At 45.8% G+C, this 15867-nt stretch carries 13 protein-coding genes and 2 pseudogenes; 6 read left to right on the forward strand and 9 right to left on the reverse strand.

Annotation, left to right across the window (positions count from 1 at the left end; genetic code table 11):
• Window positions 1-99, reverse strand: a pseudogene (locus tag VOR_RS18775) (LysR family transcriptional regulator); the annotation flags it as partial.
• Between the two features lie 219 nt (window positions 100-318).
• Between VOR_RS18775 and VOR_RS0113445 the strand changes: the two are divergent.
• From VOR_RS0113445 to VOR_RS0113455, 3 genes are all read left to right on the forward strand, one after another.
• Window positions 319-2019 carry an L-lactate permease gene (locus VOR_RS0113445; protein ID WP_010320214.1) on the forward strand — a complete coding sequence of 567 codons (1701 nt, stop codon included), beginning with the start codon at window positions 319-321 and terminating at the stop codon, window positions 2017-2019.
• A 107-nt stretch (window positions 2020-2126) separates the two neighbouring features.
• Window positions 2127-3263, forward strand: a complete 1137-nt coding sequence (gene lldD, locus VOR_RS0113450; protein ID WP_010320215.1) for an FMN-dependent L-lactate dehydrogenase LldD — start codon at window positions 2127-2129, stop codon at window positions 3261-3263.
• Window positions 3264-3331: 68 nt separating this feature from the next.
• A complete protein-coding gene (locus VOR_RS0113455) occupies window positions 3332-6172 on the forward strand; it encodes an FAD-binding and (Fe-S)-binding domain-containing protein (protein WP_033197465.1) in 2841 nt (946 codons plus the stop codon).
• 151 nt (window positions 6173-6323) lie between these two features.
• Here VOR_RS0113455 and VOR_RS0113460 read toward each other — a convergent pair whose 3' ends face one another.
• Both VOR_RS0113460 and VOR_RS0113465 read right to left on the reverse strand, forming a co-directional pair.
• On the reverse strand, window positions 6324-7661 hold the full coding sequence (locus VOR_RS0113460) for a tetratricopeptide repeat protein (RefSeq protein ID WP_010320217.1): 1338 nt from the start codon (window positions 7659-7661) through the stop codon (window positions 6324-6326).
• Between the two features lie 122 nt (window positions 7662-7783).
• Window positions 7784-8353: a TetR/AcrR family transcriptional regulator gene (locus VOR_RS0113465; protein ID WP_010320218.1), complete on the reverse strand. Its 570-nt coding sequence runs from the start codon at window positions 8351-8353 to the stop codon at window positions 7784-7786.
• 488 nt (window positions 8354-8841) lie between these two features.
• On the opposite strand from VOR_RS0113465, the gene VOR_RS0113470 reads away from it, so the two are divergent.
• Entirely contained in the window at window positions 8842-9543 is a 702-nt protein-coding gene (locus VOR_RS0113470) for a type 1 glutamine amidotransferase domain-containing protein (RefSeq protein ID WP_010320219.1), read from the forward strand.
• A gap of 124 nt (window positions 9544-9667) precedes the next feature.
• The gene (locus VOR_RS0113475; RefSeq protein ID WP_010320220.1) at window positions 9668-10786 is read left to right on the forward strand and encodes a flavin monoamine oxidase family protein; all 1119 of its coding nucleotides are present in this window, start codon (window positions 9668-9670) and stop codon (window positions 10784-10786) included.
• A 30-nt stretch (window positions 10787-10816) separates the two neighbouring features.
• Here the strand turns inward: VOR_RS0113475 and VOR_RS0113480 are convergent, their stop codons facing one another.
• From VOR_RS0113480 to VOR_RS0113500, 5 genes are all read right to left on the reverse strand, one after another.
• Complete coding sequence (locus tag VOR_RS0113480; RefSeq protein WP_010320221.1) at window positions 10817-11596, reverse strand: helix-turn-helix transcriptional regulator; 780 nt, start codon at window positions 11594-11596, stop codon at window positions 10817-10819.
• 14 nt (window positions 11597-11610) lie between these two features.
• Window positions 11611-12162, reverse strand: a complete 552-nt coding sequence (locus tag VOR_RS0113485; RefSeq protein ID WP_010320222.1) for a YbhB/YbcL family Raf kinase inhibitor-like protein — start codon at window positions 12160-12162, stop codon at window positions 11611-11613.
• A gap of 350 nt (window positions 12163-12512) precedes the next feature.
• The gene (locus tag VOR_RS0113490; RefSeq protein ID WP_010320223.1) at window positions 12513-12929 is read right to left on the reverse strand and encodes a MarR family winged helix-turn-helix transcriptional regulator; all 417 of its coding nucleotides are present in this window, start codon (window positions 12927-12929) and stop codon (window positions 12513-12515) included.
• Window positions 12929-13855, reverse strand: coding sequence for a CDF family Co(II)/Ni(II) efflux transporter DmeF (dmeF, locus tag VOR_RS0113495; RefSeq protein ID WP_010320224.1), 927 nt, complete (start codon window positions 13853-13855; stop codon window positions 12929-12931). Before dmeF ends, VOR_RS0113490 begins: the two co-directional genes overlap by 1 nt.
• Before the next feature lie 180 nt (window positions 13856-14035).
• Window positions 14036-14557, reverse strand: coding sequence for a DUF2058 domain-containing protein (locus VOR_RS0113500; protein ID WP_010320225.1), 522 nt, complete (start codon window positions 14555-14557; stop codon window positions 14036-14038).
• A 271-nt stretch (window positions 14558-14828) separates the two neighbouring features.
• Here VOR_RS0113500 and VOR_RS0113510 point away from each other — a divergent pair, with 271 nt between their 5' ends.
• Window positions 14829-15359, forward strand: a complete 531-nt coding sequence (locus VOR_RS0113510) for an RNA methyltransferase (RefSeq protein ID WP_010320227.1) — start codon at window positions 14829-14831, stop codon at window positions 15357-15359.
• Between the two features lie 89 nt (window positions 15360-15448).
• Here VOR_RS0113510 and VOR_RS17295 read toward each other — a convergent pair.
• Window positions 15449-15867 (reverse strand): annotated as a pseudogene (locus VOR_RS17295) (IS630 family transposase); the annotation flags it as partial.

The raw sequence follows: 15867 nt of genomic DNA on the forward strand, positions 1-15867 counted from the left end.
ACTAACTACCGAATTTGTAAGGCTATTCTGTTCTGCTACTTTACTAAAACTTCCCAGTTCCATCACTTGTGAAAACAATATTAGGTCGTCTGCTCGCATCTTATTATGTCAATTTTGGAATTAATTATTTTCATTATTTCCCTATATCCACAAAAAATAAAGGAGTAAATTCACCACAAATTAACAAAAACATCACAAATATAATAATTTAGCTACCCGACGTGGCCGAAAGGTCTTTAGTACCTACAGGATGTTAGCTCTTCAACTACGCTACTATTTTAAAGAGAACGAAGAGCACACTTTACGAGGAAGTATCCAATGAACGAAACCTTACTGGCACTAGTGGACTTCTCCCCCATTGTGGTGGCAGCAATTCTTTTAGTCGGCCTCAACTGGCCTGCGAAAAAGGCGATGCCCGTGGCCTTTGCATTAACTGTGGCCATCGCCCTCACCTTTTGGGATATGTCGGCAAACCGCGTGCTTGCTTCTGTTTTGCAAGGGTTCGGTATCACGATTTCCGTGCTCTGGATTGTGTTTGGCGCAATCTTCCTACTCAACACCTTAAAACACACTGGTGCTATCACCACCATTCGTAACGGTTTTACGGATGTTTCGGCTGATCGCCGTGTGCAAGCCATTATCATTGCGTGGTGTTTTGGCTCTTTTATTGAAGGCGCTTCTGGTTTTGGTACACCAGCAGCTATCGCGGCACCGTTGCTGGTTGCGATTGGCTTTCCCGCGTTGGCTGCCGTATTGATGGGGATGATGATCCAATCCACTCCTGTCTCTTTCGGCGCAGTGGGTACGCCCATTATTGTTGGGGTAAACAAGGGGTTAGATACGCACAACATCACCGAAACGCTGATCAGCAACGGTTCAAGTTGGGATGTGTATTTACAGCAAATCACCGCCAGTGTCGCCATCACCCATGCGATAGTCGGTACATTGATGCCAGTATTAATGGCGATGATGTTGACGCGCTTTTTCGGTAAAAACAAAAGCTGGACCGAAGGGTTAGATATTTTGCCTTTTGCGATTTTCTCTGGCTTGGCTTTTACTGTGCCTTACGCGCTAACGGGCGTCTTTCTTGGCCCAGAATTTCCCTCATTAATCGGTGGCTTGATCAGCTTGGCACTGGTTGTCACGGCCGCGAAAAAAGGCTTTTTAGTACCCAAATCACAATGGGATTTTCCAGAAGAGAAATCGTGGCCCGCAGAGTGGTTAGGCTCATTAAAAATTGATATTGAAGAGATCAAAGCTAAACCGATGGGCCTTGCATTGGCTTGGACTCCCTATGTTCTACTCGCGGTTATCCTTGTGGCAAGCCGTGTAAGCAGCGAATTTAAGTCACTGCTGGCTGGAGTGAGCCTATCCTTTAACAACATTCTGGCTGAAACAGGCATCAGCACGGCCATTCAACCGCTTTATCTTCCCGGTGGCATCTTGGTTTTTGTCGCGTTACTGGCAGTAATATTGCAGTCACGCAGTGCCACACCGCTCATCAAAGCATTCGGTGAATCAAGCAAAACGCTGATCGGCGCGGGCTTTGTGTTGGTATTCACTATCCCTATGGTGCGTATTTTTATTAACTCTGGCGTCAATGGCGCAGAGCTTGCGAGCATGCCTGTCACTACCGCCAATTTTGCCGCGGGTTTAGTCGGTGATGCCTTCCCTGCATTAAGTGCCACCGTTGGCGCACTTGGGGCGTTCATCGCCGGCTCAAATACAGTGTCGAACATGATGTTCAGCCAGTTCCAGTTTGAAGTGGCGCAAACGCTCTCTATTTCCAGTGTGATGATCATTGCGCTACAAGCTGTTGGCGCAGCGGCGGGCAATATGATTGCGATTCACAACGTCGTCGCGGCATCAGCAACGGTCGGTTTGTTGGGCCGTGAAGGAGCCACGCTGCGCAAAACCATTATCCCGACTTTCTACTACCTTGTGATGACTGGCCTTATCGGTTTAGTGGTGATTTACGGCTTTAATATGACCGATGTACTAATGACCCAGCAACCCTAAGTTTGGTGATGTGACTTGGTATCAACTTGGTTTTTATAACCATTAATCTTGTGTAATAAATGCAGAGCTCGCTAGGCGGCGGCTCTGTACAAATTAGGATTCAATCTATGATTATTTCAGCCTCCACCGACTATCGCGCTGCCGCGAAAGCGAAATTGCCTCCTTTTCTGTTTCATTATATTGATGGTGGCTCATACGGTGAGCACACGCTCACACGCAATACCGCGGATTTAGCTGACATCGCACTGCGCCAACGCGTGCTTAATGACATGTCAGAGCTCAGTTTAGAAACACAACTGTTTGGCGAACAGCTTGCAATGCCGATTGCCCTTGCACCTGTTGGTTTAACTGGTATGTACGCGCGGCGCGGCGAAGTGCAAGCGGCGCGCGCGGCTGAAAATAAAGGCATTCCTTTTACACTGTCTACCGTATCGGTTTGCCCGATCGAAGAAGTATCAGCGGCGCTGGCTCGGCCGATTTGGTTTCAACTCTACGTGCTTAAAGATCGCGGTTTTATGAAAAACGTGTTGGAGCGCGCCAAAGCCGCGGGGGTAAAAAACCTCCTGTTTACCGTGGATATGCCCGTTCCTGGCGCGCGTTACCGCGATATGCATTCTGGCATGAGCGGCCCTAATGCGGCGATGCGCCGAGTGTTTCAAGCGATGAAACACCCAAGCTGGGCGTGGGATGTCGGCTTGCTCGGCAAGCCACACGATTTAGGCAATATTTCTGCCTACCGTGGCACGCCGACTAAATTGGAAGACTACATTGGTTGGCTTGGTGAGAATTTTGATCCTTCCATTTCATGGAAAGATTTAGAGTGGATCCGCGACTTTTGGGACGGCCCGATGATCATTAAAGGCATTCTAGATACAGAAGATGCCAAAGACGCGGTACGCTTTGGCGCTGATGGCATTATCGTATCCAACCACGGTGGTCGCCAGCTTGATGGAGTGTTGTCAACCGCCAAAGCCTTACCTGCGATTGCTGATGCGGTGAAGGGCGACCTGAAAATTCTGGTCGATTCTGGAATTCGCACTGGGCTTGATGTAGTACGCATGCTCGCGCTGGGCGCGGACTGCACGCTGCTAGGCCGCTCGTTTGTTTATGCATTGGCGGCGCAAGGTCAAAGCGGCGTTGAGAACTTGCTCGATTTATATGAAAAAGAGATGCGCGTTGCCATGACCTTAACCGGAGCGAAAACCATTGCCGATTTGTCACGAGACTCGTTAGTCAAACTTTAATCTCATGATGACAAACCAACGGTAGCCGCACGTTAACCTATCCACACCTCAATTTAAAATGGGAAACAATGATGGCCAGCACTCTTTCAGACGCCACCTATCGTCAACTGGAAACGCAACTCGCTACACGCATCGACTCTGAGCGCATCATCACGCAGCAGGCAAAACGCCTTTCTTATGGCACTGATGCCAGTTTCTATCGCTTGGTGCCGAAAATTGTGCTGCGCTTACAAAGCCTTGATGAGGTCATTTTTGCCATTAAAAGCTGCCGCGAGCTTGGCGTTCACTGCACGTTTCGCGCTGCTGGCACCAGTTTATCTGGTCAGGCAGTTTCTGATTCGGTCTTGATCGCCTTAACCGATGACTGGCGCGGCCATCGCATTCACGATGAGGGCAAAAAAATCACCCTACAACCGGGGGTCATCGGAGCCGATGCCAACAAATACCTTGCCCCTTTTCAACGCAAGATCGGCCCAGATCCAGCCTCAATCAACACCTGCAAAATTGGTGGAATCGCCGCCAATAACGCCAGTGGTATGTGCTGCGGCACTGCGCAAAATTCTTACCGCACTGTCGATAGTATGAAGATCGTCTTCGCAGACGGTTCCGTGCTCGACACCGCAAACCCAGAAAGCATCGCTGCATTCAAAATCGCTAAACCCGAATTGCTTGAAGGTATTGCTCAACTTCATGCACAAACGGCGCAAAATCACACACTATCAAAGCTTATTCAGCACAAATATCGCCTAAAAAACACCACTGGCTATGCCCTAAATGCTCTCGTTGATTACTCTGATCCGATTGAAATCATTGAACATTTGATGATTGGGTCGGAAGGCACACTCGGTTTTATTGCCGACATCACCTACAACACCGTCATTGAGCACGCGCACAAAGCCTCAGCGCTGCTTGTCTTTGCTGATATTGAGCAGGCTAGCCAAGCGGTTACGACCCTGTCCAAAACCCCAGTTGCGGCAGTCGAAATGATGGATGGACGCGCGATGCGCTCTGTCGCTGACAAAGCTGGCATGCCCGCATTTATTGCGCAATTGGATCTAGAAGCCGCTGCGCTGCTGATTGAGTCTCACGCCAGCGATCACGCAACCCTTCACTCGCAATGCAGCGCCGTGATGGCAGCACTAAGCGACTATCAGATCATCGAATCCGTACCATTCACCTCTGATGCCAAGACGGTGGCAACCTTATGGGGCATTCGCAAAGGGATGTTCCCTGCCGTGGGCGCGGTGCGCGAAGTGGGGACAACCGTCATCATTGAAGATGTGGCGTTTCCGGTAGAAAGCCTTGCCAATGGTGTGCGCGACTTGCAGGCTCTGTTTGATCACTACCACTATCACGAAGCCATCATCTTCGGCCACGCTCTGGAAGGCAACTTGCATTTTGTCTTTACACAAGGCTTTGATAGCCAAAGCGAGATCGACCGCTACGGCGCATTTATGGATGATGTGGCCGAGCTAGTGGCCGTGAAATATCAAGGCTCACTCAAAGCCGAGCACGGCACGGGCCGTAACATGGCACCGTATGTGGAATTGGAATGGGGCAAAGACGGTTACGCCTTAATGCAACAAATCAAAACCCTGTTTGACCCACAAGGCTTGCTCAACCCCGGCGTTATAATCAACGATGATCCGCGTTCCCACTTAGCTAACCTCAAACCGATGCCAGCGGCTGATGCCTTGGTCGATCGCTGCATCGAATGCGGGTTTTGCGAACCTGTTTGTCCGTCTCGCACACTATCACTCTCGCCCCGTCAACGAATAGTCTTGTACCGCGAGCTGCAACGTCGACGCGCTCAAGGTGAAACGGTAGAAGCTTCTGAGCTTGAAAAAGTCTTTGAGTACCAAGGATTAGACACCTGCGCCGCAACTGGCTTATGCGCTGAGCGCTGCCCTGTTGGCATCAACACTGGCGATTTAGTGAAAAAGCTGCGCACCGCGAAATACCAAAAATTCATCCCCATTGCTGCATGGACGGCGGATCACTTTGCCGCCACCACAGCTGTGGCTAAAATCGGCCTCAGTGCCAACCAATTGGCCAGCAAATGGCTGGGCGAGAAGTTAGTCGGCGGCGCAACCAACGGCTTGCGTAAACTCAGCAAAGGCAAAACGCCTATTTGGTATCCACAACTGCCGCAAGCCAATCATCAGAACTTAGCCATTGCAGTAGAAAACCTGCCGCGCCGTGAGAAAAAAGTCGTCTATCTGCCCTCTTGTGCAAGCCGAAATATGGGCCAACAAAACAGCGCGGGCGATCAGCGACCATTAACCGAAGTGACCTTATCGCTGCTTAACAAAGCAGGATATGAGGTGATCCTACCTAACAAGCTCAACAGCCAATGTTGTGGTATGCCCTATGACAGCAAGGGAATGAATGAGATTGCGCAGTCAAAAGCGCAGCAGTTAGAAGCCGCGTTATGGCAAGCTAGCCAACAAGGGCGATATCCGGTATTGATGGATACCAGCCCGTGTGCAAAACGCAGTATTGAACAATTTACCAAGCCACTGGAGATCTTAGAACCCGTCGGTTTTGTCAATAGGTATCTGTTGGATTCTTTAGCGATCAAAGCCAAAGAAGAGACTGTGATGCTGCATATCACCTGCAGTGCACGCAAAATGGGGTTGGAAGCCGATATGCTCAAATTGACCCAAACCTGCGTCAGCACAGTGATTGTGCCAGAGCATATTCAATGCTGCGGCTGGGCGGGCGATAAAGGCTTTACCACACCAGAACTGAATGCGGCGGCCGTTCATCCGCTCAAAGAGCAAGTCCCTGCTCACTGCGAACGCGGATTCAGTAATAGCCGTACCTGTGAAATTGGCCTATCACACCACAGCGGCATTCCATATCAATCCATTTTGTATTTGGTTGATGAAGTGTCTAAACCGCTTTGACCATAAAGATCGATAGAGAATATCGTTTTGCAAGATATCGGTTTCCAAAAAATTGGAGTTACAGGTAGGGTCTAAGTGAAGAAAGCCCCAATCACATAGATGTACTATGTGATTGGGGTGAACGAATGTAGCCAACCCCGCTGCAGCTGACTTAGAGAACCTTCGAAAGATGAGGAAGCAAGGCATCAATATTAGTAATTAGGTCAAATTGAGCAAATTTTTGCTTTAACGATATTTCAGATTGAGCCGCTGAAGCTCTTGCCATATAACGAGTTTTGAGAAGGCTAGAGACCCGCTGCCAATTCTGTAAATAAGCATGCGACATGATCAAATATTGGAAAAGAACATCCTGCTGAGCATGACTGCCTCCCAACTGATAATAATGATGTTGAACTTCCCCTATACATTCTATCGCTCGATGATATTGCGCAGAGTGATAGGCGGAAATACCTTTCATTACCATAGCCGCAACTGAAAATTCGACCTGTTGACCAACCAGTGGTTGCTGGCTAATGTGTTCAATACTCAAATCCAGTTTGCGATTATTTTCCGTACGCGCCAAAACCATTGCATTGTGGACTTCAGTGAACATAATGGTGCTATCTTGGCTGTTCTGATTAACGCTATCAACCAAACCACTCCAACGATTTCCAACATCGACACCTAAAAACTCAAGTCTAATCAACAGTGAAGCTGCATTCTGTATATCTAAATAAAGTGAGGATTCGGAGGGATAGATCTGCTTATCAAACAGTGAAAGCGCGTCATCGACACGTCCTTGCTCAAGGTAAAACAAGGCAAGATGCCACCATAAATGACCTCGAAATGCATTATGCTGGTAGAATGTTGATGCGCTTTTCTCAAGAAAATCAATCCCCTCTTTAGGCCTTCCTTGCATCTCATAAAGATGGGCAAGCGTATGTTTAGCGATCAAGTCTGCGCTATTCAATTGCAAGGTTTGACGCGCAAAAGCTTCCGATATTTCATACTCTCCGGCTTCTTCGAGAGCGAAAGCATGACTGGCAGCAAACATCCAAAATCCGGGCACATGACTATCCCAATATGGCAAAATTTGTTTGGAAACATGTAAAGCCCGAGCTTTTTGACCAAACCAGAATAGTTGTCCTAATAATTGCCGATAAGCGATAATATCCAGTGGCCAAACACTTAGGATCTGCTGCCAAGTATTCATTGCCCCTTTCAAATCACCACCACTCCATTGTTTGAGTGCTTGGATATGTAAAGACTCCCGCTGAGTAGAACCAAAAGACAAACTTTCAATGTGTGACACCCTAGCCGCAATATTCGCTAGAGTAGAGCGCCGCCCATCACTCGCTTCAATATAGGCTTTAAAAACCCATCCCAAGGTAAACGCAGGATATTTTTCTAATAAACTATTTAAATACTGAGCGCCTTCTGGCAAAAAAGTTAACGTCTGTTCAACGACTCGCTCGAACTGATTGACGCCATCTGCGTCTATTCCTGTCATGACCAAGTTTCTTAAATCTCTTATCATTACGCACATTACCTATTAGTAGATAGTTAAACTTATCCAAATAATGCCCACAGAATGTGGGCAAACTATTCACTTTATGTTTTTAAACAGGGCTGCTACTTCTTTAACATTGCCATGTAACTTTCTTTAACTGAACGAATATAATCCGCATCTTTAAACTTTGATAGCAACATACTGCCCTCTAAAGAAACAAAATAGAGTCTTGAGAAACGAGTAGCATCAATAAGAGAGATAAATTCGTCACTCTTCACGCCTTGTTCAATAACTGATTGAATCCATTTCTCATTCAGTTCAACAAATTGATTCAATTCCCCCCCAACTTCGTTTGAAAGAGAATAAAAATCAGAGGCATACATGCCACACAAACAGAGTTTATCTTGCTCTCTGACGGCAATAAAAATATCAGCCAGGGCGCGAAGCTTCTCTTCTGCACTGGAATATTTCTGCTCTATCTCAGAAAGCGCCATTTTATAGCGCTCAAGATAACGTTGGAAAACGGTTCTCGCCAAATCTTGTTTCGTTTTGAAATGGTAATGAATACTGGCTGTTTTAATACCTAACTCATTTTGTATATCACGAAAACTAAAACCATTGAAACCACGACGCTGTATATAGCTTTCAGCAAGATCGGCGATCTTATTTGCCGTTGAACTAAGCTCTTTCATCGTTATCCACCCTTTTCATTTTTTAGCACCATACCACAGGTTAAAACTCCAATCTACCTATGAATAGGTCATCTATACCCAAACAACTTGGAGTTGCAGCTAGGCGGCCAGTGAGTGAGTCCCCATGAGTATAGGCAAACGATGTGATTGGGGTGAACGAACGCAGCCAGCACCGCTGCGGCTTCAAGTAGGAAGGGGATATTTATCACAACATGCCTTCTGCACACATTGTAAATAAACTTGGTTGAGCTTGTCTAAGCTGAACTTATCACTCCTCTACAACATTTCTTAAAAAAATAAAAATAAAATTCAATTTAATATCAATGATTTACCAAAAACACCAAAAAAACTACCTATCAGAAGGTAGATAAGTGATTGACTTACAATTCCAATGAATTTAGAGTGGCAACCACTGACCGAGAGCACTAATACGATGCTCTTTTTTTAAAACCCCAAAAACTATCTACTGATAGGTAAGGAAATTAACAATGAAAACAGGTAACCAACAAAAACGAGTTCTTTTAATCATGTCTTCTGTCGATACACTCGGCATTAGTGGTAAACAAACCGGAACTTGGTTTACTGAACTTGCCGCGCCTTATTACATCCTAACTGAAGCAGGACATGAAGTGGTCTTCGCCTCACCTGAAGGTGGTGAAGCACCTATCGATTTACTCAGTATGAAAGCACCTTATACAACCCAATACACTGAACGTTTCTTCAACGACCCTATTGCTATGTTTGCGGCTCGACACACTCGTAAACTGCGTGAAGTGGATTACAACACTTTTGATGCCGTATTCTTACCTGGTGGTTATGGACTACTCACCGACTTAGCCTCTGATCAATATACGCTTAAGTTGATCAAAGATTTCTATGAAAGCGATCGTCCCGTCGCCATGGTCTGTCATGCACCCGCTATCTTGCGCGACATTAAGCTCTCAAATGGTCAATACCTCGTTAATGGAAAGGCGTTGACTGGCTTTAAAAATGCTGAAGATGAGGAAGTCGAACTTCTTAAACATCTTCTGTTTTCTCTGGAAGATGAATTACAGCTCAGAGGTGCTATCTACAAGAGCAAAGCAAACTGGGAACCTAATGTTGTGATCGACGGAATGTTAATGACAGGTCAAAGCCCAGCATCTGCGGATCCGTTAGCAGAAGCCTTGTCTGAAGTATTGAATAAATAAGATGGATTTTAAGCCGTCCTCGTGACGGCTTTTTCACCCCTCTGTACAGCACAATCTTCAGTCAAGCGATATCAGCATTAATCAAGATTGAACCCACTCTCCCATTTATATTATGAGGTACAAAATGGATCATAAACAGATTGCTATCATAGGCGGCGGGCTCAGTGGCTTATACGCAGCAACTTTGCTAGAAGCACAAGGCATCACCGACTACGTTCTTCTTGAAGCGAGGGAAAGATTGGGTGGCCGAATTGAGGATTTCTCACTAAAAAACGGCTCTAAAGACGAGCAATTTGACCTCGGTCCGACTTGGTTCTGGCCAGAGATCCAACCACAACTCAATACGTTAGTTGAAGAGTTAGGTTTACAGAAATTCCCTCAATATGACCAAGGTAAAATCAGAATAGAACGCGCACCTAATGAAAAACCAGTAAGTATCCGAGGTTTTACTAGCTCACCACAATCTATGCGCTTAAAAGGGGGGATGGGAACATTAATGAGATCGCTTCATTCACGCCTCAATAACACCAGTATTCTGCTTGGAAACAAAGTTCATTCGATCACCAAATATGACCACAATATTGAAATTCGTTACCAAGATGTTAACCAAGCGGGCACGATACAATCACTTACCGCTGATCACGTATTTTTGGCGCTTTCTCCTCGTCTAGCGGTAGAAAGTATCAACTTCATTCCAAACTTACCAACCGACGTATTTGAGCAATGGCAAAAAACGGCAACTTGGATGGCTCCGCACGCCAAATACATCGCAGTATATGACCATCCTTTTTGGCGTAAAGAAGGGCTCTCAAGCGATGCACGAAGTGCTTATGGGCCTATGGTTGAAATTCATGACGCAACAACGTCAGAAGGTCGAGCCGCACTCTTTGGTTTTATCGGTATACCGCCTAATGCTCGGCAAGCAGTAGGCGATGAACAAATGAAAGTGCTCTGTAGAGCACAAATGAAACGTTTATTTGGAGACCAAGCCGCCAAGCCTTATGCCGACATAATTAAAGATTGGGCAAAAGATCCTCTAACGAGCACTGATTTAGATCTCAATGCACTGAATGAGCATCATCATACTCCAGAAATAGGGGTGAAAAGTGGGCCATGGCACCATCATCTTACGGGAATTGCGAGTGAATGGTCGGTTCAATTTCCTGGGTATATCGCAGGAGCAATTGAAGCAGCAAATGCCGGGGTTGAACATTATGTAACCCGCATCAATCTTCAGTCATAATACGCATTGGAGGGGTTTTGTCTCTTTATCTCACATACCAATAGTTTGTAAGTATGTTTTGGGGCTTAAACCAAACTGACTGCGAAAGCGTTGATTAAATCGCTGTTCCGATTGGTAGCCGCAACACTGTGCCAATATCGCTATATTTCGTTGGCCACTTTGCATTAAGTTCAGCGCGTGATTCACACGCACTTCAGCCAAAACCTCACGGTAACCGGTGCCATGTTGCTTTAAGCGTCGAATTAAGGTCGCGCGGCTCATGGCAAAGTGCGTTGCTACCCGCTCAAGTGGATGTTCTTCTTCTGGTGACTGGGCGAGGTAGTTTCTCAGCTTCTGCTCAAAGGGTAGAGAATTACTCTCAAAGAGCCAATGCAGTACACCTTGCTCAGCCAATTGTTGGTATAACACCATCAGTAGATAGGCTTGGGTTTCTTGGCTGATTAACGAAAGATCGAACGAGGCGAGCGCATTGAGCGAACTTTTCAGTGAGGGGCTGGTTGAAATCACAGGCCACATAACTGGGCGATCATAACTTGCGCTTAACGCAAGCATCGCCTCGGTCGGGCGGTAGGTGAAACTGAACAGCCTTGAAGAGAAGTAACCGTGTTCTGGTAAATTTTCGAAACTGAGCGAAGCTGAGGCCTCACACAATAATAACGAAGCGCTCGATAGATTAATCGCCTCTTCCTTATGAAACAGTTTTTTACTGCCAGATTGGATCTGAATCAAGCTTGGAGAGTGAATCCTCACATTTCTCAGCCTTTGTTGCTGAGCGGCTCGAAAGGTGGTGACTTGGTATTGGTGATTCATCACTCCCCCATGAATTAGCGTGTATAGGTTGCGGTCAGCGTCGCTTTTTCTAACGCCAAACTATTGAGGGTAAAACCAACCACCGCAGGTGACACATCGGCTGTTAAATTGAGTTTTTCCGTCGGGAGAGCCCATACCGTAAACTGGTAACGGTGCATTCCGTGCCCTTCTGGCGGACAAGCACCACCAAAACCAACACTGCCATAATCGATACGTGTTTCTATTGCACCGAGTTTTTTGACTTCAACCCCACGTGATAGCTCACTCACTGTCGCTGGAATATCCAGCGCAATCCAATGCCAAAAGCCACTTCCTGTCGGAGCATCTGGATCAAAAGCCGTAATAACAAAACTTTTGGTTCCTTGTGGTACATCGGTCCAAATTAAGTGTGGCGAAAGATTCTCTCCAGAACAACCCCAGCCTGAAAACTCAAAGGTTTTTGCCATCGGGTGGCCTTCTTGGATATCACGGCTGCTGAGTTGCAAAGCATTGGCCATCCCTACAAATAATAAGCTGGTGGTTAACGTCGTGGTGACGATGACCGAGCTAAAAATCGTCGAGTTCATTGTTTTCTCCTATGAATAAGTTCATGAACAAGTCTAGCAGCATCACCCATGCAAAATCTGACAAAAAGTATCATTTTGACGCTTTAAAAATTAAAAAGTGATACTTTTTGTTCATCCCATTCTTCTGCTATCATCGAGATACTACTGGGGGGAGGACTACTATTAATAATATGACGCACAATTAAGTTTACACACATATCGAGACTATTTTTGAGCCAATACTCTCATAGACTCATAGGCTTTATGAGGCATTTATTGCCACATAGAGGAGATAAAAGTCAGCAAAATCTGGCCTCAGGTTGCACCATTTTTTGATAACCACTTGCAAGTCGCCCGTGGTTGGTCATAGCTTAAAACTCTTGGTTCATTTTTAGCAGGCTGTTGAGTAATACTGCTTCTTCGTTTGCATCCAAGTATCTCGTCAGATCTTTCACTAACTCCACATGCAACTGATTATGCTGGCGATGAATTTTCTGACCTTCCGCGGTTAAAGTCACGACAATCGATCTTCTGTCATCTGGGTGCGCGCCGCGTTCAATCAACTTGGCATTCACTAACTTCTCTATTTGAACGGTGAGCGTACCGGTTGTGATACCGAGTTTTTGCGCTAACTCTTTCATTCTCAGCGCGCCATGAATACCTAACACCTCGATGGTGTGGATCTGCGCCAGAGAATAGCCAGTTTCTCGCACCACAGATTGCTCCCATGAGGACATCTTGTCGTAAAATTCGGTTAATTGTTGATTCAGTTTTTCGATATTACTCATCATGCCATCGGGTGAACTTCAAGGGTAAGGTGGTGGATTTTATCAAACTTCGCCAGTATTTGTTTATATTCTGCCACGGTTTTATCAACATGAGATTCTAAGATAATCGCAGCTGAGTAGTGATGAGCACTGATTTTCCAAATATGGAGATCTTTAATCACCGCAAATGCGGCTAGCTCTTCTTCAATTAAACGTCGATAGGGTTGCTCGATGCTTTCATCTAATAAAATGGGGCTAGTCTGCTTGATAAGACCTATTGTCCACTTAGCAATCACGGCAGCGCCGACGATGCCTACAACAGAATCTAACCAGTTCCAGCCATAATATTTTCCAAACAAGAGCGCCACAATCGCCAAAAGAGAAGTCAAGGCATCGGCAAGAACATGCAAATAGGCCGCTCGTAAATTGTGATCGTGATGGTCATGGTCATGGTCATGGTCATGGTCATGGTCATGGTCATGGTCACCATGATGATGATGGTGATGGTTATCATGCAACAATAGCATGCTCACTACATTCACCAGCAAGCCAATGATGGCGACAATAATCGCTTCATTAAATTGAATCGCTTCGGGATTGAATAAACGATGAACCGATTCCACCACCATCAGCAACGCCACAATACCTAATGCAATCGCACTGGTGTAGCCTCCCAACACACTCACTTTACCTGTACCAAATGAGAACTTTTCACTGTGTGCATGCTTTCTAGCATAACGGTAAGCAAACAGCGTAATGCAGAAAGCGGCCGCATGAGTTCCCATATGCCAACCATCGGCAAGCAGAGCCATCGAACCGAAAACAGTACCAGCAATGATCTCCGCTACCATGGTGACAAGCGTGAGCAAAAGAACGTAAAACGTGCGTTTCTCATTTTGGTCTGCGCTAGCGATAAAGTTATGACGATGCTCGGTAGTAAACTGCAAAATTCCACCCACTTAGTTTGATAATCAAAATATTTGATTTGAATTTAATTTGATCATCAAACATTGTCAACAAACTCTGTCTATTGGTACCGAAACGATTGGGAAATAAGCTAAGTGGAAAGTAGAGGTAGGAAGAGGGAACAAAAGCCCTCCTCCGTTGAGAAGGAGAGCCGGAAGGAATTACCACATCAAATCATCAGGGACTACGAAATCCGCGTACGGATCATCTTCAGCAGGTAGAGATTCATCGGCGGTTTTATTTTCGATAATACTCTCTTCATCACGCATGAAGATTTTATCCGCTACCACACCCGGGATGACAGCATAGCCCTCTTCATAACGCGCGATAGCGAGAATGCCTTTGCTCAGTTGGTCGCGAACCAGTGAATCGACATAAAGTGACTTCACCAACTTACCATCAACAAAGTTGTATTTGATTTCACCGTGTTTTAGATCCAGCTTATTCATCTCAATCAGTTGTTTTACTTGAGCGCGAATTTCTTTGCTCAACAACTGCTCTTTTTGCTGTTTATTCAGTGCCTTGTCGCGCTCTTGTTGCTCGACTTTATTCGCTTCTACTGCCGCTTTCACTTCACGTGCTTGCACGCGCGATTTTTTAGAGCTCTTTTTCGCTTTGCTGAGTTTTTTGGCGTTCACTAAACCCGCTTTTAGCATTTGCTCTTGTAGAGATAAGGTTGCCATGATCAATCCAAGTCAGTTATTTGCTGGTGAGTTTAACGGTTCATGGCGAGTGAATAAAGAGCGCTTGGTTATCTTATTCATCCTAACGAGCAAAAAATGCTTTTCTAAACTCATAACGCTGCTTTACAGCGTAGCACTGTGATCAAGGTAGCACTGTGATCAAGTAAGATGATAAAAAACAGAAACACGATTGAAAAATTGATCGATATTTTTCCTTTTACTGCAAATTTTAGCGTTATACTGCCCGCCCCAAATTGTGAGAGGATTTTTTGTGGAACGTGAAATGTCAGTGATCATTGGTTTGTGTAACCCTAAAAGCCCAACCAACGTAGGTGGTGTGATGCGCGCTGCGGGCTGCTACCAAGCGTGCGCGGTTCGCTACAGTGGTGAGCGTTATGATCGCGCAGTGAAATTTCAAACCGACACAAAAAACATTCAAAGTAAAATCCCGCTCACCGCGATGGTAGAGATCACGCAGGACTTGCCAAGTGAGATGAAAATCGTCTGTGTTGAACTGGCAGAAGGGGCTACACCACTGCCCGAGTTTATTCACCCGGAAAAAGCGCTGTATGTGTTTGGCCCTGAAGATGGTTCTATTCCACAAGAGATAGTTAACCAAGCCAGCGAGGTTGTATACATCCCAACGATTGGTTGTATGAATTTGGCCGCGAGCGTCAATGTGCTGCTGTATGATCGATTGGCAAAATCCAAGCTCGATATTGACCACAGCCAACGTATTCTCGATAGCCGAGATGTGAAAAATCGTTTGAAGTTTAAACGTGCTGATCAACCAGCCACTTAAGGCGGCAATCGAAGCCAATGAAACAAGCGAACGTTCTTCACTCAATAGAGCCTAACGCTCACTTATTTCATTGGCAGTCATAACGGTTAAGTCTCGCTATTTATCGTGTCATACGTGTCTGTCACGGTTGCGCCAATATTTTGAAGCGGTAACGCACCGATAATATTAAGACGAGTTCGACTGCCTGTTGTCTCAATCACTTTGTCTTGGCCTTTTCGTATCCAGCCATAACTGAGTTTTGTTGACTGCGTAGGATGAACGGCGTCCATGAACAACACTGGGTCTTCGCTGTTTCTTAGCGTCTCGTTGTAGTGTTCGACAAAGGCTTGCTGCATCTCTGGATTAAACTTATGCGGTACACCTTTCGGCTTCTTATATGAGAAGTCGTGATGATGTAGCCACTTGTTCATTCCAGCAACGGTATAACGAATACCAAACTCAGCTTGTACATAAGCGACAATTTGGTGGGTGTGAAAGTACGTGTTCTCAGCCAGATGTTCGATAAGTA

It is taken from the genome of Vibrio ordalii ATCC 33509, assembly GCA_000257205.1.
GTDB lineage: Bacteria > Pseudomonadota > Gammaproteobacteria > Enterobacterales > Vibrionaceae > Vibrio > Vibrio ordalii.